Origin of the sequence: Campylobacter sp. CH278, assembly GCF_004378845.1 — a bacterium.
Taxonomy (GTDB): Bacteria; Campylobacterota; Campylobacteria; order Campylobacterales; family Campylobacteraceae; genus Campylobacter_D; species Campylobacter_D jejuni.
The window spans coordinates 64,988-81,927 of sequence record NZ_RYXZ01000005.1 but is presented as its reverse complement, the minus strand read 5'-3'; the positions used below and the strand labels follow the sequence as shown (position 1 = coordinate 81,927).

The 16,940-nt window shown below is 29.1% G+C and carries 21 protein-coding genes; 14 read left to right on the top strand and 7 right to left on the bottom strand.

All coding sequences use genetic code 11. The features are described from left to right. Positions 1-33: 33 nt before the first annotated feature. A complete protein-coding gene (locus tag ELQ04_RS05450) occupies positions 34-819 on the bottom strand; it encodes a sulfite exporter TauE/SafE family protein (RefSeq protein ID WP_002892843.1) in 786 nt (261 codons plus the stop codon). 121 nt (positions 820-940) lie between these two features. On the opposite strand from ELQ04_RS05450, the gene ELQ04_RS05445 reads away from it, so the two are divergent. From ELQ04_RS05445 to ELQ04_RS05405, 9 genes are all read left to right on the top strand, one after another. Beyond that, positions 941-1,066 carry a hypothetical protein gene (locus tag ELQ04_RS05445; RefSeq protein WP_002854718.1) on the top strand — a complete coding sequence of 42 codons (126 nt, stop codon included), beginning with the start codon at positions 941-943 and terminating at the stop codon, positions 1,064-1,066. A gap of 164 nt (positions 1,067-1,230) precedes the next feature. Beyond that, positions 1,231-2,481 (top strand): anthranilate synthase component I family protein, encoded by a 1,251-nt coding sequence (locus ELQ04_RS05440; RefSeq protein ID WP_002936976.1) that lies wholly within the window; start codon positions 1,231-1,233, stop codon positions 2,479-2,481. Further along, the gene (trpD, locus tag ELQ04_RS05435; RefSeq protein WP_002936980.1) at positions 2,478-4,079 is read left to right on the top strand and encodes an anthranilate phosphoribosyltransferase; all 1,602 of its coding nucleotides are present in this window, start codon (positions 2,478-2,480) and stop codon (positions 4,077-4,079) included. The genes ELQ04_RS05440 and trpD overlap by 4 nt, the downstream gene beginning before the upstream one ends. Next, positions 4,066-4,665, top strand: a complete 600-nt coding sequence (locus ELQ04_RS05430; RefSeq protein ID WP_002880485.1) for an N-(5'-phosphoribosyl)anthranilate isomerase — start codon at positions 4,066-4,068, stop codon at positions 4,663-4,665. The genes trpD and ELQ04_RS05430 overlap by 14 nt, the downstream gene beginning before the upstream one ends. Further along, positions 4,662-5,840, top strand: coding sequence for a tryptophan synthase subunit beta (gene trpB / locus ELQ04_RS05425; RefSeq protein ID WP_002880484.1), 1,179 nt, complete (start codon positions 4,662-4,664; stop codon positions 5,838-5,840). The genes ELQ04_RS05430 and trpB overlap by 4 nt, the downstream gene beginning before the upstream one ends. Further along, positions 5,833-6,582 (top strand): tryptophan synthase subunit alpha, encoded by a 750-nt coding sequence (gene trpA, locus ELQ04_RS05420; protein ID WP_002936984.1) that lies wholly within the window; start codon positions 5,833-5,835, stop codon positions 6,580-6,582. Before trpB ends, trpA begins: the two co-directional genes overlap by 8 nt. 70 nt (positions 6,583-6,652) lie before the next feature. Next, positions 6,653-7,075: a chemotaxis protein CheX gene (locus tag ELQ04_RS05415; protein WP_002936986.1), complete on the top strand. Its 423-nt coding sequence runs from the start codon at positions 6,653-6,655 to the stop codon at positions 7,073-7,075. After that, positions 7,075-7,383: a flagellar motor switch protein FliN gene (gene fliN / locus ELQ04_RS05410; protein ID WP_002824739.1), complete on the top strand. Its 309-nt coding sequence runs from the start codon at positions 7,075-7,077 to the stop codon at positions 7,381-7,383. Before ELQ04_RS05415 ends, fliN begins: the two co-directional genes overlap by 1 nt. Continuing rightward, complete coding sequence (locus ELQ04_RS05405; protein ID WP_044778210.1) at positions 7,384-8,181, top strand: hypothetical protein; 798 nt, start codon at positions 7,384-7,386, stop codon at positions 8,179-8,181. Here the strand turns inward: ELQ04_RS05405 and ELQ04_RS05400 are convergent. The 5 genes from ELQ04_RS05400 to plsY form a co-directional block, all read right to left on the bottom strand. Next, positions 8,178-9,638 carry a Ppx/GppA phosphatase family protein gene (locus ELQ04_RS05400; protein ID WP_002936990.1) on the bottom strand — a complete coding sequence of 487 codons (1,461 nt, stop codon included), beginning with the start codon at positions 9,636-9,638 and terminating at the stop codon, positions 8,178-8,180. The genes ELQ04_RS05405 and ELQ04_RS05400 overlap by 4 nt on opposite strands. Then, positions 9,638-9,883: a YfhL family 4Fe-4S dicluster ferredoxin gene (locus tag ELQ04_RS05395; protein WP_002854647.1), complete on the bottom strand. Its 246-nt coding sequence runs from the start codon at positions 9,881-9,883 to the stop codon at positions 9,638-9,640. The genes ELQ04_RS05400 and ELQ04_RS05395 overlap by 1 nt, the downstream gene beginning before the upstream one ends. A gap of 112 nt (positions 9,884-9,995) precedes the next feature. Beyond that, positions 9,996-10,667: a homeostatic response regulator transcription factor HsrA gene (gene hsrA, locus ELQ04_RS05390; protein WP_002857553.1), complete on the bottom strand. Its 672-nt coding sequence runs from the start codon at positions 10,665-10,667 to the stop codon at positions 9,996-9,998. Positions 10,668-10,745: 78 nt separating this feature from the next. Continuing rightward, complete coding sequence (locus ELQ04_RS05385; RefSeq protein ID WP_002937002.1) at positions 10,746-11,063, bottom strand: dihydroneopterin aldolase; 318 nt, start codon at positions 11,061-11,063, stop codon at positions 10,746-10,748. Beyond that, on the bottom strand, positions 11,048-11,656 hold the full coding sequence (plsY, locus tag ELQ04_RS05380) for a glycerol-3-phosphate 1-O-acyltransferase PlsY (protein WP_002860289.1): 609 nt from the start codon (positions 11,654-11,656) through the stop codon (positions 11,048-11,050). The genes ELQ04_RS05385 and plsY overlap by 16 nt, the downstream gene beginning before the upstream one ends. Before the next feature lie 200 nt (positions 11,657-11,856). Between plsY and ELQ04_RS05375 the strand changes: the two genes are divergently transcribed. The 4 genes from ELQ04_RS05375 to hemJ all read left to right on the top strand — a co-directional run bounded on the left by ELQ04_RS05375 (position 11,857) and on the right by hemJ (position 15,213). Then, entirely contained in the window at positions 11,857-12,882 is a 1,026-nt protein-coding gene (locus tag ELQ04_RS05375) for a cytochrome-c peroxidase (protein ID WP_002937005.1), read from the top strand. 94 nt (positions 12,883-12,976) lie between these two features. Then, a complete protein-coding gene (gene glmM / locus ELQ04_RS05370) occupies positions 12,977-14,314 on the top strand; it encodes a phosphoglucosamine mutase (protein WP_002937007.1) in 1,338 nt (445 codons plus the stop codon). Further along, positions 14,307-14,777 carry a signal peptidase II gene (lspA, locus tag ELQ04_RS05365; protein ID WP_002877495.1) on the top strand — a complete coding sequence of 157 codons (471 nt, stop codon included), beginning with the start codon at positions 14,307-14,309 and terminating at the stop codon, positions 14,775-14,777. Before glmM ends, lspA begins: the two co-directional genes overlap by 8 nt. Continuing rightward, complete coding sequence (gene hemJ, locus ELQ04_RS05360) at positions 14,761-15,213, top strand: protoporphyrinogen oxidase HemJ (protein WP_002892830.1); 453 nt, start codon at positions 14,761-14,763, stop codon at positions 15,211-15,213. Before lspA ends, hemJ begins: the two co-directional genes overlap by 17 nt. On the opposite strand, the gene ELQ04_RS05355 is transcribed toward hemJ, so the two are convergent. Beyond that, positions 15,210-16,556 carry a coproporphyrinogen III oxidase family protein gene (locus ELQ04_RS05355; protein ID WP_044778211.1) on the bottom strand — a complete coding sequence of 449 codons (1,347 nt, stop codon included), beginning with the start codon at positions 16,554-16,556 and terminating at the stop codon, positions 15,210-15,212. The genes hemJ and ELQ04_RS05355 overlap by 4 nt on opposite strands. 128 nt (positions 16,557-16,684) lie before the next feature. Between ELQ04_RS05355 and cmeU the strand changes: the two genes are divergently transcribed. Further along, positions 16,685-16,936: a CmeU family protein gene (gene cmeU, locus ELQ04_RS05350; RefSeq protein ID WP_002857293.1), complete on the top strand. Its 252-nt coding sequence runs from the start codon at positions 16,685-16,687 to the stop codon at positions 16,934-16,936. Positions 16,937-16,940 lie beyond the last annotated feature (4 nt).

Here is a 16,940-nt window from a genome sequence, read left to right as displayed (position 1 = left end):
TAATAATATTAAAAGAACTTGGATAAATCCAAGTTAAAAATTTATAAAATTTAGCTTATTAAGCAAAGAGTGGGTGGTTCCAAGTATTGATAAGGCATATACGCAAAGTAAAATTTTTCTATGAGCTGAAATATGCATTTTTTCTATGATTTTAATTCCTATAAAAACTCCAACCATAGAAGCTATACCTACTAGTATTCCTTTATGAATAACTTCAGAGTCTATAACTCCAGAATTTGAAAAAGATATAATACCAGAGACTGAAGCAAAAATAACAAAAAACAAGGATAAGGAAACAACTTTTTTACTATCATAGCCTAAAAAATAAGCTAAAATCGGAGCAATTAAAAGTCCGCCACCAATTCCCAAAGAAATAGCAAAAATACCAGTAAAAGCTCCAGCAATAAATAAAATGACATTCTTTATCCAAACGCTTCTTTGATTTTGCACAATGTTTTCTTTAATTCCAAAAGCATATTTGATAAAAAATATACAACTTACCGCTAAAAATACGCTAGTAAGAGCTACATCACTTAAAGCTTTTAAAAGCATTCCGCTAAAGCTTGCTCCTATGAGTCCTCCAAAACCTATCATAATACCATCTTTAAGATTTAGATTTTTTTTCTTATAATTAATATAAGAGCCAAAAACTGCTGCAAAAATCATTTGCAATACTGAAATTCCGATAGCATGGTGAGCACTTGCTCCAAGTGCGAACATAGAAGGAACGATAATCATACCTCCACCAATGCCAAAAAGTCCAGAAGCAATACCTGAAATGATTCCTATGATTAGATAAGGTAAATCTGTGATTTCCATAGCTTTTCCTAAAAAATATTAAATATTTCAAATACGGAATAATTTTATCTTATTAAGCTAAGTATTATCTTAGTTTTTTATAACAATAGAATATTTTTTGGTAACTTTAAGCATCGTAAAAATGTTTCAAAATATTATAAAATATAAAGATTTTATAATATTTATTTTAAATTTAAAGCAAAATTTATATTTATTGATTAAAATTAATTTAGACTTTAAAAATTTTCATAAAAGTCTTAATTTTTGAAATATTTTATAAGAAAGGTAAAAGATGAGTGAAAATGATTTTTTTAGTAATTCTTTGATTTTAAAACTTACACATACTCTTCGCTCTTGGCGTTTCTAAACTTCTTTTTATCTAAATTTTTTCTTTAATATTATTTTAATTTATTTTTTAAAAAAAGGTTTATTATGTTTGTTAAAAATGTAAATTTTTATTACAGACAAATCCTTGAAAAATTTGAAAATTCTTATTTTGCAGAGGATTTGACTAAGGTAATTATAGGGATTGATTGTGATTATTTAGATGCTAATGAATTATCATTTAGCGAGTTTAAGGCAAAATATTATGAAGCTTTAAGCAAGAATAAAATTTGCGACTTTGCTGGATTTTTTGGAGTTTTTAGTGCAAATTTTGTATCTTTGTTTGAAAAAATTCCACTTTCTTCTAAGAAAAATTATGATTTTCCTTTATTTTTATTTGCCAATGCTAAAGCTTATTTGATTTATGAGAAAAATAGCAAGATGTTTTTTAAATTTGGTGATTTAAAATATTTTGAATATTTAAAAGATGATATTGAACCAATGAAAAAGAAACAAAAAAATGATTTTGAAATTTTAAACTCTTTAGAAGATGAGAAAAATGATTTTTTAAAAATGTGTGAAAAAGCTAAAGAATATCTTTTAAGTGGAGATATTTTTCAAGTGGTCTTAAGTAAGCAACTTTGCATCAAGCATCAAGTAAATGCTTTTGATTATTATGAGAGTTTAAGTACTTTAAATCCAAGTGCTTATATGTTTTATTTTCCAAGCAAATATGGCGTTGTTTTAGGTTCTTCTCCAGAGTTTTTATTAAAAATTAAAAAAAGAGAGATTTATTTAGCCCCTATTGCAGGAACTAGAAATTTGGAAAATAACTGTGATCTTTTAGCTTTAGAAAAAGATCTTTTAAGTGATGAAAAAGAACTTAGTGAACATAAGATGCTTGTAGATTTAGCAAGAAATGATGCTTCTAAATTTGGCACTCAAACAAGAGTGGAAAATCTTTTTTCTATTATTAAAAATAAATTTGTAATGCACATAGTGAGTGAAGTGTATGCCAATATGAAAGAAGATGCGAGTATTTTCGATGTGATTGAGGCAGTTTTTCCAGCGGGAACTTTAAGCGGAGCTCCTAAAATAAGAGCTTTAGAGATCATTAGTGAGCTTGAGGATTGCGATCGTGGAGTTTATGGTGGTGCGGTAGGATTTTTAAATTTTAACGAAGACATAACTTTAGCGATTTTAATTCGTTGCGCTTTTTTTACTCAAGATAAGGCTTATTTGGCAAGTGGAGCGGGTATTGTTTTGCAAAGTGAGAGTCAAAAAGAATATGCAGAAATTTGTGCTAAACGCAAGGCGCTTTTGGTAGCTTTTGAAAATTTAAAAAAGGAAAATCAATGATACTTTTAATTGATAATTATGATTCTTTTGTTTTTAATGTTAAAAGCATGTTAGAGCAACTCAGCAATGATGAAATTTTAGTAAGAAGAAATGATGAAATTTCTCTGAGTGAAATTAAAAATTTAAATCCTACTCATATTATTTTAAGTCCTGGTCCAAAGCATCCAAGTCAAAGTGGGATTTGTCTTGAAATTTTTAAAGCAAGGCTTAATATCCCTGTTTTGGGCATTTGCTTAGGACATCAAGCTTTAGCTTTAGCTTTTGATTCTTTAGTGGTTAAGATGCAAGAGCCTATGCATGCAAAAAATTCTTTGATAAAACAGTGCAGGGAAAATGAATTATTTTCTAATTTACCTTTAAATTTTAGTGTGATGCGTTATCATTCTTTAGAGGTTAAACAGCTTAGTGATGAGCTTGAAATTTTAGCCCTTGATGAAAAGGGTGTGATTATGGCTTTGGGACATAAAAATTTACCTTATTATGGTGCGCAATTTCATCCTGAAAGCTATTTTAGTGAATATGGCTTACAACTTTTTTCTAATTTTTTAAAACAAGATATAAAAAAATCACAAAAACAAGAAAATCCTTTAAGTTTTTATTTGCAAAAAATGAGTGAAAATCATTTTTTACAAAGCGATGATTTTGAGCAAATTTGTAAGATTATTATGTCTAAAGATTATGAAATTTTACAAGTAGCGGCTTTGTTGATTTTAATCACTGAAAAGTCTTTAAACGAAAAATCTTTAAGTGCTTTTGTAAGACAAATTTTAAGATATTCTCAAACTTTTAGTGATGAGAGTGAGATGATTGATATTTGTGGAACAGGTGGAGATGGTTTTAAAAGTATCAATGTTTCTACGGCTAGTGCTTTTATTTTAGCAGCTTTAGGAGTAAAAGTAGCCAAACACGGAAATCGTGCCATTTCAAGTTCTAGTGGAAGTACAGATGTGTTAGAAGCTTTAAATATAACTACTCCAAACACTTTAGAATCAGCTTTAAAACAACTAAACAATCAAGGGCTTAGTTTTTTACATGCTCCATTTTTCCATCCTTTAGTAGGAGAACTTAAAGAGATCAGATCAAGGCTTGGAGTAAGAACGGTTTTTAATGTTTTAGGTCCTTTATTGCACCCTAATTTAAAGTTAAAATATCAACTTATGGGAAATTATCACGCACCTGTGCATAGGCTTTTGATAGAGGTTTTAAAAAATTTAGGACGCAAAAAAGCTTTAGTGGTAAGAGGAAATGATGGTATGGATGAGCTTAGTATTTGCGATGAAAGTAAAATTTATGAGCTTTGTGAAGGAGAAATTTTAGAGTATTCTATCTGTCCTGAACAATTTGGTTTTAAAAGAGCTTTTCATAGTGAAATCATAGGATCTAGTGCATATGAAAACGCTAAGGATTTAAAAGATATTTTAAGTGGTAAAATGCAAGGGGCAAAATTTGATTTAGTAGTTTTAAATGCTATGTTTGCACTTTATACAGCCAATAAAGCAAGTTCGCCTTTAGTGGCTAAAGATATGATTTTAGAAGCCATTTATTCAGGTAAAGTTATAGAGTATTTTAAGGAGTATCAAGCTTATGCTAAAGCTTAAAATTTGTGGCATTAAAGATGAAAAAAATGCCAAAGATTTAGCTTTTTTAAATATTGATTTTTTTGGACTTATTTTTGTTAAAAGTCCAAGAAGAGTGAGTTTAGAACAAGCAAGAAATTTAAGTGCAATTTTTCATGAAAAAGATAAAAAAGTTGTCGGTGTTTTTGTAGATGAAAATTTGGAACAAATTTTAAGATGTATTAAAGAAGCTAAGCTTGATGGAGTACAAATTTATCGCACTATTACCAAAGAAGAATTTGAAATTTTAAAGGTGCAAAATGTTTTTGTATGGCAGGTGATAAGTGTGGAAAATAGTTTAGATTTAAAAAGTGAAATTTTTGCTGATTTAGTGCTTTTTGATGCTAAGGGAATTTTAAAGGGCGGTAATGGAATAAGTTTTAATTGGACTTTATTAAGTTCTTATACTAAAGATTTTGCATTAGCTGGAGGCATAGGTTTGGACAATATTCATAAGGCTGTAAAAACAGGAGCTAAAATTTTAGATCTTAATTCAAAACTTGAAGATGAAAAAGGCTTAAAAGATATCAACAAAATAAAACAAATTTTAAAGGAGCTGAAAAAATGAAAAAAGCATATTATGGGGATTTTGGTGGGCAGTTTTTGCCTGAAAGTGCAATGTTTGCTTTAAATGAGCTAGAAGGTGCTTTTTTGAAATTTTCTAAAGATAAACTCTTTAAAAAAGAATTAAACGAGCTTTTAAAAACTTATGTGGGGCGTCCTACTCCGCTTTATTTTGCTAGAAATTTAAGCAAAAAATATCAGCATGAAATTTATTTAAAACGCGAGGATTTAAATCATACTGGAGCACATAAAATCAATAATGCCATCGCTCAAGCCCTTTTAGCAAAAAAAATGGGAAAGAAAAAAATCATAGCAGAAACAGGAGCAGGTCAACACGGGCTTGCAACAGCCACTGCAGCAGCACTTTTAGGACTTGAATGTGAAATTTACATGGGAGCAACTGATGTGCAAAGACAGGCTTTAAATGTTTATAAAATGGAGCTTTTGGGTGCTAAAATTCATGCAGTACAAAGTGGGCTTAAAACTCTAAAAGAAGCTACTACTGCGGCTATTCAAGCTTGGGTTGGGGATATTAAAAATATTTTTTATGTGGTTGGAAGTGCGGTAGGTCCTTATCCTTATCCTAAAATGGTAACCCATTTTCAAAGCATTATAGGAAAAGAATGCAAAATGCAACTTCAAAAACTCAATAAAAAAGTAGATTATATTATCGCAGCTGTTGGGGGTGGAAGCAATGCAGCTGGGATTTTTTATGATTTTATCAAAGATGAAAATGTTAAACTTATAGGTATTGAAGCAGGGGGGCTTGGCATTGATACGCCTTATCATGCAGCGACTTTAAATAAGGGAAAAACAGGCATTATTCACGGTATGAAAACCAAGGTTTTACAAGATGATTTAGGCAATATCTTGCCTGTACATAGTGTTTCTGCAGGGCTTGATTATCCAGGAATTGGCCCTTTGCATGCTTTTTTATTTGAAAGTAAAAGAGCGCAATATCATGCTATAAGTGATGAAGAATGTATGCAAGCTTTAAAATTACTTTGCAAAGAAGAAGGTATTATTGCAGCGATTGAAAGTTCGCATGCTTTAGCGTTTTTAGAAAAACTTTGTCCAACTTTAAAAAAGAAAAGCGTGATAGTAGTAAATCTTTCAGGCAGGGGAGATAAAGATATGCAAATGATTAGAGATTATAAAAAAGGGGTGATTTATGGTTGATTTTAGAAAATTTTATAAAGAAAATGCAAATGTGGCTTATACGGTTTTAGGTTATCCAAATCTTCAAACAAGTGAAGCTTTTTTACAAAGATTAGATCAAAGCCCTATTGATATTTTAGAACTTGGTGTTGCTTATAGTGATCCTATTGCCGATGGTGAGATTATTGCAGATGCGGCAAAAATAGTTCTTGATCAAGGTGTAGATATTTACAATGTTTTTGAGCTTTTAGCTAGGATCAAAACTAAAAAAGCTTTGGTTTTTATGGTTTATTATAATTTAATTTTTTCTTATGGCTTGGAAAAATTTGTGAAAAAAGCAAAATCTTTAGGGATTTGTGCTTTGATTGTACCTGAATTAAGTTTTGAAGAAAGTGATGATTTAATTAAAGAGTGTGAAAGATATAATATAGCTTTAATTACACTTGTAAGCGTTACAACCCCTAAAGAAAGGGTTAAAAAATTAGTAAAACATGCTAAAGGCTTTATTTATTTATTAGCAAGCATAGGTATTACAGGTACGAAAAGTGTCGAAGAAGCAATCTTACAAGATAAAGTAAAAGAAATCAGATCTTTTACAAATTTGCCTATTTTTGTAGGTTTTGGTATTCAAAATAATCAAGATGTAAAAAGAATGAGAAAAGTTGCTGACGGAGTGATTGTAGGAACTAGTATAGTAAAGTGTTTTAAACAAGGAAATTTGGATATAATAATGAAAGATATTGAAGAAATTTTCAAAAAATAAAATTTTAAAACATATTTTTATTTTATATTTACTATAATTTTAAATTAAGTTTTTTATAAAGGTGGTAGCTATGTTAAAGATTCTTGAGTATTCCATCACTCATTTTTGCGAGCATATCTTAAGACTTCGCATTGAAGCGGCTCAAGATATAAGCGGTGAACTTTATGGAGCGAGTATTCCTATCATGGGCAAAAGCGAAGGAGAATGTAATTTTTATTTATTTTTTCCAAAAGAATTTTTAAAAAAAATTGCAGAAATTTTAATTAATGATGAAAAATTTAAAGAAGATGACTGGTGCGATTTAACTAAAGAATGTGCCAATCAGATTATAGGTTATGCTAAAAATTTGTTAAATGATGCCAAGGGTGATGACGAGTATAAACTCGGAATTCCGGAATATTTAGGAAAAGTTGATTTTTCTGAAATAGTTCTAGATGAAACTTTAACTTATAAATTTGAAAATTGTTATTTTAGAATAGGATATTGCAAATAATGAGCGATGATATAGAGTTTAACATTCATCATGGGCTTTTACAATCTTATGAAGATATCTTAGATATTACAGTAGATTTTGTAAGCGAGCTTGGAACTACAAATATGAGTGTAGCGGAGCTTTTAAAACTTGAAGTAGGCTCGGTTATTGATCTTGAAAAGCCTGCTGGAGAAAGCGTTGAGCTTTATATCAATAAAAGAATTTTTGGCAAAGGCGAGGTTATGGTTTATGAAAAAAATCTCGCTATAAGAATTAATGAAATTTTGGATTCTAAGACTGTGCTTCAATACTTTAAAAAAGAAATTTAAATGAGATTGCTAGTATTATTTTTTTTAATTTTACCTTTATATAGTGTTGAGTTGATTAGTTATAATATCTACGATAGAAATGACCGAGTAGATTTAATGCTTTCTTTTGATAATGCTTATAATGGCAAGATTTCTCAAAAAAAAGAAAAAAATTTAACTCTTTTAACTTTTAGTGATTTAACGTATTCTAAAGATGAATTAAAAGAACTTAACTCTCAACTTGTAGATAAAATTAGTATTAGTTCTAAAAATAATAATACCTATATTATGCTACAAAACAAACAAAATACTAATTTAGAACTTAGCTCTATCAATGATAAATTTGGAGTAAGGATACGAGCTATAGAGCAAGGGAAAGCAAATATCGAATCTGTACCTACAACAACTGCGAATAATTCTCAAGAATTAATGCCTAAACCAAAAAGTACAAGTTTAGAAGGGTATGATTATACAAATTATATCTTAGTAATGCTGATTTTAGTTATTTTGTTAATAGTGCTTTGGTGGTTTAAAAAGACTATGGTTTATAAAAATAACAATGTTTCTAGAGATTTTACTATGATTTTCCAAAGATTTTTAGATAAAAATAATCAACTTGTTGTTTTTGATCACGCTAATAAACGTTATACAATGATAATAGGTAATTCCAATGTGCTTTTAGAAAGTGTTGAAATTCCAGAGGAACAAACAATAAAACATACAGAAAAAACAGAGAAAAATTTTGATTCTTTTTTTGAAGAGAATAAAAAAAGAATTCAAAATCTTATAGAGCAGCGTCAAAAAGGTAAAAAATCTTAAATTTTTTGATTGATTGCTAATGCTATGGTAGCTGGTTTTGCAATTTTTTTGAGCTCATCTTTAGGTAAATTAAGAATTTTGTTTTCTTGATATATATAAAGAGTATTGTTTGCAAAAGCAAAATCAATCTTATCTTCATTTGTGCTTAAAGTTTTAGCTAGGCACAAAATAAAATTAAGCCATGAAATGGTATAAATATTGGGTAAAAGTTGCTTATAGGGTTCAAGATTATAAGGATTAACTTTTTTTCCATTAAGCTTAATAATGCTAGCAATTAAAGCTTTTTCTTTATGTGAAAATCCATAATTTAATCCACCTAGTACAAAATGAGCAGAGTGTTCATTAGCAAAATAGAAATTTAAATATTCTCCAATATGGCATAATTTGGCAGCATTTAGTAAAGTATGCTTATAGTTATCATTAAGTTTATGAAGATTTTTAAGGGTTGTAAAAATTTGCAGAGCAAAATGTGGAGTTTTATTTTTTTGTTTTGATTGTAAAAATTTATCTTGTAAACATTTTAAACTAGGATTGAAATTTGGTGGAAAAGTGATTTTAGGACGAAGTAAATCTTGCAAATAAACTCCTTCTCTGATTCCAACCCCACTCGTGATAACTTGTTTGGCTTTTATTTTTTCCGCAATCTTTAAAAAAATAAATATACCCTCTTTAATGGTATCAAAACGATCCTTTTTTATGCCAAAATTGATTAAAGAGTCTAAGTTTGAATTAAAAATTTTTAAAATATGTCCTTTTTCTTCATCTAGCATATAGCGAAAATCATGTAAATTTTTCAGTGGATAGGAATTTTTTTGCATGATGGAATTAGATATTGCTCTTAAGCTTCCACCTATTGCAATAAGGTTTTGATTGCAAAATTCTTTAGGAATTTGTTCTAAAATTGGTTTTATAAATTCTTCTAAAGAATCCATTTTTCCAGTATCATAGAACAATTCTTTTAGCCTAACAGTGCCAATATCAAGAGATATGCAAGAAATAATTCTATTATTTTTTATTAAACACAATTCACTAGAACCACCACCTATGTCTAAAGTGGTTCCATCCTTAAAAGGACTTAATAAATTTAAAGCCGCAAGACCACCTAAGTAACTTTCGCTTTTTCCATCTATACAGCGTATATTTAAAGACAGATTATCTTTGATTCTTTTAATGAAATTTTTTGAATTTGGGGCATCTCTTAAGGCTGATGTGCCTACTATAAATATTTTTTTGCACTTATGCTTTAAAGCGCATTGTTTGAAAAAAGCTAAGGCATCTTCGGCTCTTTGCATGGCTTCTTCTTGGAGAATTTTGCCATTATTATAAGCATTTTCTCCAAGTCTTACTTTGCGTTTGTATTCGCAAGTTGTATAAAAGCCATATCTAGAAGTTTTTTCAAAAATCACCATTCTAATGGAGTTTGAGCCAAGATCAACAACGGCTGTTTTTTTTGCCATTAAAATTCTCTATCTCTATGTTTGAGTTTTAATTCTTCTATAGTTTCTACATTATCAGGATCAGGAATGATACATTCATATGGGCAAGCAACAATACAGGCAGGCTCTGAAAAATCATTAACGCACTCTGAACAAAGATCAGGGTCTATTACATAAATTGGACTATTTTCATAAATAGCTTCATCAGGACATTCTTCTCTGCAAGCATCACAACATACGCAGTCTTTTGTAATTAAAAGAGACATCATAACCTTTCAAAAATTTAAAAAATAATTTTAGTTTATACAATAACCAAACTTAAATAAAATATAAAAATAGAAATAAAGATAAATTTTTTGCACCGAAGGTGCAAAATTGTTAAGATTTTTTAGGGAAGCAGAAACGGTATCCTCTACGACGAACTGTTTCTATGGTAGATATATTTAATGGTTTATCCATTTTTTGACGAATTTGATTGATAGCTACTTCGATAACATTTGGAGTTACTAGCTCAGGTTCTTCCCAGATGGCATCTAAAAGTTGTTCTTTGGATACAATTTGATCCGAATGTCTTGCTAAGTGCGTTAAAACTTCAAAAGGTTTTCCTTTAAGTTCTATATCTTGACCTTTATAAGTAATTTTTTCCTCATCTGGATCAATAACTAAGTCTTCAATTTTAATCACATTGGTTCCGCCAAGTCTTAGTCTTGCTTCAATTCTTGCGAGTAGAATATCAAAATCTAAAGGTTTTTTAACAAAATCATCAGCTCCAGCTTTCAAAGCTTTGATTTCTGTTTCTTTGTCTGTTTTTGAAGACATAATCATAACTGAAGTTCTTGGAGATTTATGTTTAATAGTATTAACAAGTTCTGCCCCATCTCCATCAGGTAAAGTCCAGTTTGCTAAAACTAAATCATAATGTCTAATGCCGATAAAGTATTCTCCATCTTTAAAATTTTCAGAAGAATCGGTTTGATAACCAAATTCATTAAGATTGTCTATAATTGTTTTATTTAGGCTAATCTCATCTTCTATAACTAAAATTCTCATTTGTTCTATCCTTATTAAGAAAAATTTAAAGAATTATATCATAGCTTAAGTAAATGTTTAGATATCTTTAAAAAAAAATTAATATTTTTTTTTCAATTTAACCCCAACTGTAGCATTTTTTATTATATGGGGTTTGAAAATTTTTATGTTAAGATTGGTTAAATTAGGAAAATCTTTTTTTAAATTTAAGCTTACAAAGTCTAAAGACTCTTCAAGGGTGTAAAATTCTTCTTTTTTATACCATGTTTTAATTTTGGCAATTACCTCTGCATAATTTAAAAATTCATTTGCTTTAGCTTTAAGCTTGATAATAATTTTTTGTTTTTTCCTTCTTTCGAAATCTAATATACCAATGATACACTTAAAGTGAAATTTTATTTTTATATGACTTTGCATTCTTCTTTAAAAATCAATCTTTTAATATTAGGTAGATGTTTATATACTATAATAAAAGCGATAATGAAAACGGGTGCATGTGTATGAATTTCTAAGTCATAATTAAATATAAAAGAACTTATAACAAAAGCAAGTAACGCTGCTAAAGAAGCTAGCGAAGATATTTTAAAAATTTTTCCAATAACTACCCACACAATAAATGCTGTAAGCACTTCCAATGGAAGTAAAACTATCATAGCGCCTGCTCCTGTTGCTATGCCTTTTCCTCCTTCAAATAACAAGTAAATTGAAAAACAGTGTCCAAAAATAGCCAAAACTGCGACGCTCCAAAGCAAAGCTTGATCATAATGAAGAAATTTCAAGATTAGTAAAGGAATAGCTGCTTTTGCAAAATCTAAAATTATTGTAGCAATGGCAAGTTTTTTTGCTAGTTTAGGATTTTTTTCTTTTACTACTCTTAAAACATTGGTTGCCCCTATACTTTTTGAACCTTCTTTTTTGATATCAGTTTTAGCAAAAAATTTAGCTAGGATTAGCCCAAAAGGGATTGAACCTAAAAGATATATAAAAGCGTAAATTATTAAATTTTCCATAATATCCTTTTCAAATCATCTTAAAATTTTAAGATTTATAACTAAAAATTATATCTTATGAAAATAAATAAACAAAAATAATTTTTATAGGATAAAAATAGTATTAATTAATTGTAAATATTTTTTAATAATATTTATCTTTATTTAAGCTCTAAATGATTATTATTTTATTTTAATTTATCTTTAATAGGAGTTTGTAAATGAAAGTAAAATCATTGCTAATCGCATCCTTAGTTGCTTTTTCAAGCTTAAATGCTGCAAGTCTTATAGATGAAGCTAAAAATTCAGGTCTTGTTGCCTTACCAAAAGATCAAAAAGGCGTTGATGAAATTTTAAAGCAAAATGGAGTAAAGGCTAGTGAATTTACTCTTGAAAAAGCAGAGCTTGGCAAAAAGCTTTATTTTGAACCACGTCTTTCAAAAAGTGGTATTATTTCTTGTAATACCTGTCATAATGTAGGACTTGGTGGAACAGATGGAATCAGTACTGCAATAGGTCATAAATGGACAGCAAATCCTCATCATTTAAATTCACCAACAGTTTATAATGCAGTTTTAAATAATACTCAATTTTGGGATGGTCGTGCAGGAACATTAGCCGATCAAGCTAAAGGTCCAATCCAAGCTGATCCTGAAATGGCAACTCCTGCTAAACTTGCAGTAGAAAAAATTTCATCTTTGCCTGAATATGTGAGTGAGTTTAAAAAAATCTATGGTAAAAGCGGTGTAAATTTTGACAATATTGCTGATGCAATTGCAAATTTTGAAAGAACTTTGATCACTCCATCTCGTTTTGATAAATTTTTAGAAGGCGATGAAAAAGCTTTAACAAAAGAAGAGCAACAAGGTTTAAAACTTTTTATAGATAAAGGTTGTGTAGCTTGTCATAACGGTGTGAATTTAGGTGGCAATATGCAAGCGTTTGAAGTTGCTGGTAAATATAAATTTGCAAATTTAGGCGATTTTAAAGGTGATGCAAATGGTATGGTAAAAACTCCAACTTTAAGAAATGTTGCTGAAACTGCCCCATATTTCCACAATGGTGCGATTTGGAATTTAAAAGATGCTATTAAGGAAATGGGTAGCGTGCAACTTGGCATTAAAATTTCTGATAAAGAAGCAAAAAGTATTGAAACTTTCTTAAAATCTTTAACAGGAACAAAACCAGCAATTGTTTATCCACAACTTCCTATTTCTACTGAAAAAACTCCTAAACCTGAACTATAAGGTTCCAAGCAAGCTCTATTTTTAGAGCTTGTTTAAATTTCTTTATCTTGGCTTTGTTATAATTGTCTTTAAATTTTTGCTAGAAAGGTTTGCAATGAAACTTTTTGGAACTGATGGAGTTCGTGGAAAAGCGGGTGAATTTTTAGATAGTTTTTTGGCTATGCGTTTAGCAATGGCTGCAGGTATTTATTTTAAAGATAAAAGTATTACTAATAATATCTTAGTAGGAAAAGATACAAGAAGAAGTGGTTATATGATAGAAAATGCTATTGTTTCAGGGCTTACTTCTATAGGATATAATGTTATACAAATTGGTCCTATGCCAACTCCTGCGATTGCATTCTTAACTGAAGATATGCGTTGTGACGCAGGGATTATGATTTCAGCTTCTCACAATCCTTATTATGATAATGGTATTAAATTTTTTGATGCTCATGGAAATAAACTCAGTGAAGATATAGAGAAAAAAATAGAAGAAATTTATTTTGATGATAAGCTTATACAAGCCTCTAAGGTGGATATGGAAAAAATTGGTCAAGCAAAAAGAATTGATGATGTTATAGGAAGGTATATTGTTTCTATTAAAAATTCTTTTCCAAAAGATCTTACTTTAAAGTCTTTGCGTGTGGTTTTAGATGTGGCTCATGGGGCAGCTTATAAGGTAGCACCTACTGTTTTTAAGGAATTAGGTGCTGAAGTTATAGTAATGAGCGATAAACCTAATGGACTTAATATCAATGAAAATTGTGGAGCTTTACATCCTGCAAATTTAGTTGCTGAGGTAAAGCGTTTGCGTGCAGATGTGGGCTTTGCTTTTGATGGTGATGCAGATCGTTTGGTGGTTGTAGATGAAAAAGGCGAAGTGGCTAATGGAGATAGTTTATTAGGGGTTTTAGCACTTTATCTTAAAGAACAAGGTAAATTACAATCAAGTGTTGTAGCCACTATAATGAGTAATGGTGCTTTAAAAGAGTTTTTAAATAAACATGGTATAGAACTTGATACTTGTAATGTGGGCGATAAATATGTGCTTGAAAAATTAAAAGCCAATGGTGGAAATTTTGGCGGAGAGCAAAGTGGGCATATTATTTTTAGTGATTATGCAAAAACTGGAGATGGTTTGATAGCTGCTTTGCAATTTAGTGCTTTAATGCTTTCTAAGAAAAAATCTGCAAGCTCTATTTTGGGTCAAGTCAAACCTTATCCTCAGCTTTTAACCAATCTTAAAATTGCAGAAAAAAAAGATTTAGATAAAATCAAAGGTTTAAAAGAATTAAAAAAAGATTTAGAAAATAAAAATATCAATACCTTATTTCGCTATTCTGGAACAGAAAATTTGATAAGACTTTTACTAGAAGCCAAAGATATTAAGCTCTTAGAAAAAGAAATGAAAAATGTTGTGGAGTTTTTTAAGAAAGCTTTAAATGGCTAAAACTTTTAAATTTATTTTTTATTTTTGGGGTGCCTTTGTTTTGGTTTTTGTCCTTGATCAATGGGTAAAATCCTTAACTTTAGCAGGACTTAGATGGCAGAGTGAATACTTAGATTTAACTTATGCTCTAAATACAGGCGTAGCTTTTTCAATGTTGAGTTTTTTAGAACATAATTTAAAATATTTACATCTTGCTTTAATTGTCGTGCTTTTTATTTATCTTTTTTGGCAAAAAACACTTTTAAAAACTCATAGTATAGCTTTTGGAATGATGCTTGGTGCTGGCGTTTCAAATTTATTGGATCGTTTTATACATGGAGGTGTAGTGGATATGTTTTTTTGGCATAAATGGTTTAATTTTGCTATTTTTAATGTTGCAGATGTCATGATAAATATAAGTGTGGCTTTGATTTTAATACAAGAAATATTTAAAAAAAGGAAAAAAGATGACAGAATGGATTAATGATTATTATTTTTGGATTAAATGGGTGCATTATTTGGCATTTGTTTCTTGGATGGCTGGACTTTTTTATTTACCTCGTCTTTTTGTGTATCATGCTGAACATAAAGACAATAAAGGTTTTGTCGAGATTGTAAAAATTCAAGAAAGAAAACTTTATTTTTATATACAAACTCCTGCAATGATTGTGACTTTAATCACAGGAAGTTTAATGTTACATGCTCATAAGGAAGTTTTAATGGTAGGTGCGGGTTTTATGCATGTTAAACTTACCTGTGTTACACTTTTGATTATTTTTCATATACATAATTATTATTGTTTAAAAGCTTTAGCAAATGATACTTCTGCTAAAAGTGGGAAATACTTTAGAATTTATAATGAATTTCCGACTATAATGTTTATTATTATCGCTTTAATGATGGTTGTTCGTCCCTTTTAGTTTGTCTCCGCTTTAAATTCCATACTAGCGGAGTTAAGCGGATCAATATTTTCTTTCATGATATCGATATAATCTTTATTTTTAAGACGCTTATCATCTCTAAATACTGCACGCACAAGATCCATTCCTGTGTAAAAATCTTTCATTAAAACCACAAAAAGATATTGACCAAATTCAGTTGCGATTAAAGCATTTTGATCTTTTATGATGGCACCACTTGTTTTAAGCCCTAAAAGTTCTATGAAAAGTTCTTTTTCGAGGTTGCAATTTAGGGTTTTATTAAATTGATCAATTTCTATTTTTCCTGAAAAAATTTCAGTTAAAAAGACATATTTGATAATTTCTTTTTTATCAAAACAAGCTTTGGCTATATTAGCATTTTGTTTTTCTTGTATAAATTTAGCATAATCATTTAGATTAAATGCATTGATTAAAAGCTCCCCATTTAAAAAGCTAAAAGCCCCGCTGCCCACTCCTAGATATTCATGATGAGAACTGACATATTCGTCATTAAGCTTGTTTTTTTCTAAAGAAAAACTCCAACCATTGTTTTGGGTATAGTCTTTAAAAAATTCGCGTATGATTTGATAATAAGCAAATTCATTATCTTTAATGCTTACACCTAGACTTTTAGCGATATTGTCTTTAGTAAGATTTGATTTCATTAAAGGATAGGTTGTGATTTGTTGTGGGGCTAAATTTTTAGCAATTTCTAAGTCATTTAAAAGTTGTTTTTCACTTTGTCCTGGAAGATTGAAAATAAGATCTATGCTAAAAATAGGCAAAATTCCTAAAGCTTTTGAAATTTTTTCTTGAAGTTCTTTAGATGAACCAAATTTATTGTATCTTGCCACTTTTTTTAAAGTTTCATCATCAAAACTTTGAATCCCACAACTTAAACGATCGATTATACCTTTAAACATAGAAAGTTTATTTGGATCAATATGATTTGGATCGCTTTCGCATGAAATTTCTTTTATATTAAATAATTTTTTACAAAGTTCTAAGGTTTTTAATAATTCCTCTTCATTAATCAGTGTTGTACCACCACCTACATACATGGAGGTAAAATCAAAACCTTTATCTTTCATGATTTTAATTTCTTCTCTAAGATTTTGAAAATATACTTTGGCTAAATTTTCATCATAATAATATTTATGAAAGCTACAATAAGGACAAAAAGTGTGGCAAAAAGGTACATGAGCATAAAGCATGTAGCTTTTATCTTGTTTTGGAGTTTTTTCTTTGGGTTGTTTTAAAAGTTCGACATTGAAACCTTTTTGAAGAGATTTTTCCATCATAGTATGAGAGTATTTTAAAGCTAAATTTTGAAATAAATTCATAAGTGGCCTATATATTAAAATATTTAAGACATAACTTTATCAATTTTTAGCTAAAATAGGAGTAAATTTTTTATTTCTTAAATAAAAAATGGGATTAAGTTTTTAAATTATTTAAAAAGGATATAAAAATGGATAAAGCCAAAATTGTTCAAAATTTAAATGCTTTGTTTAAACAAAGAGCAGAGTTTTACTCTTATTTTGATGAAAATATTGCCAAAATCAATAATACTGAAGTATTTGATTTTAAGAATGCTAAAAATTTAAATCCAGAAGAGGTATATAAGCAATTTTATCATTTTGATTATGCTATAAGAAAATTATTGCCTGCTATTTACAAGGCTTATGAAATTACAGATGCAGATTTAGACAAAGATTTTTAATTTA

Bases quoted from the DNA above. Each gene is read 5' to 3' on its own strand.
- hsrA (WP_002857553.1), bottom strand. From the start codon at position 10,667: ATGAGAATTTTAGTTATAGAAGATGAGATTAGCCTAAATAAAACAATT.
- ELQ04_RS05445 (WP_002854718.1), top strand. From the start codon at position 941: ATGTTTCAAAATATTATAAAATATAAAGATTTTATAATATTTATTTTA.
- ELQ04_RS05415 (WP_002936986.1), top strand. From the start codon at position 6,653: ATGTTAAAGATTCTTGAGTATTCCATCACTCATTTTTGCGAGCATATC.
- ELQ04_RS05355 (WP_044778211.1), bottom strand. From the start codon at position 16,556: ATGAATTTATTTCAAAATTTAGCTTTAAAATACTCTCATACTATGATG.
- fliN (WP_002824739.1), top strand. From the start codon at position 7,075: ATGAGCGATGATATAGAGTTTAACATTCATCATGGGCTTTTACAATCT.
- lspA (WP_002877495.1), top strand. From the start codon at position 14,307: ATGGCTAAAACTTTTAAATTTATTTTTTATTTTTGGGGTGCCTTTGTT.
- trpB (WP_002880484.1), top strand. From the start codon at position 4,662: ATGAAAAAAGCATATTATGGGGATTTTGGTGGGCAGTTTTTGCCTGAA.
- trpD (WP_002936980.1), top strand. From the start codon at position 2,478: ATGATACTTTTAATTGATAATTATGATTCTTTTGTTTTTAATGTTAAA.
- ELQ04_RS05450 (WP_002892843.1), bottom strand. From the start codon at position 819: ATGGAAATCACAGATTTACCTTATCTAATCATAGGAATCATTTCAGGT.
- ELQ04_RS05385 (WP_002937002.1), bottom strand. From the start codon at position 11,063: ATGCAAAGTCATATAAAAATAAAATTTCACTTTAAGTGTATCATTGGT.
- plsY (WP_002860289.1), bottom strand. From the start codon at position 11,656: ATGGAAAATTTAATAATTTACGCTTTTATATATCTTTTAGGTTCAATC.
- ELQ04_RS05440 (WP_002936976.1), top strand. From the start codon at position 1,231: ATGTTTGTTAAAAATGTAAATTTTTATTACAGACAAATCCTTGAAAAA.
- ELQ04_RS05405 (WP_044778210.1), top strand. From the start codon at position 7,384: ATGAGATTGCTAGTATTATTTTTTTTAATTTTACCTTTATATAGTGTT.
- hemJ (WP_002892830.1), top strand. From the start codon at position 14,761: ATGACAGAATGGATTAATGATTATTATTTTTGGATTAAATGGGTGCAT.
- trpA (WP_002936984.1), top strand. From the start codon at position 5,833: ATGGTTGATTTTAGAAAATTTTATAAAGAAAATGCAAATGTGGCTTAT.
- ELQ04_RS05400 (WP_002936990.1), bottom strand. From the start codon at position 9,638: ATGGCAAAAAAAACAGCCGTTGTTGATCTTGGCTCAAACTCCATTAGA.
- ELQ04_RS05430 (WP_002880485.1), top strand. From the start codon at position 4,066: ATGCTAAAGCTTAAAATTTGTGGCATTAAAGATGAAAAAAATGCCAAA.
- ELQ04_RS05395 (WP_002854647.1), bottom strand. From the start codon at position 9,883: ATGTCTCTTTTAATTACAAAAGACTGCGTATGTTGTGATGCTTGCAGA.
- glmM (WP_002937007.1), top strand. From the start codon at position 12,977: ATGAAACTTTTTGGAACTGATGGAGTTCGTGGAAAAGCGGGTGAATTT.
- cmeU (WP_002857293.1), top strand. From the start codon at position 16,685: ATGGATAAAGCCAAAATTGTTCAAAATTTAAATGCTTTGTTTAAACAA.
- ELQ04_RS05375 (WP_002937005.1), top strand. From the start codon at position 11,857: ATGAAAGTAAAATCATTGCTAATCGCATCCTTAGTTGCTTTTTCAAGC.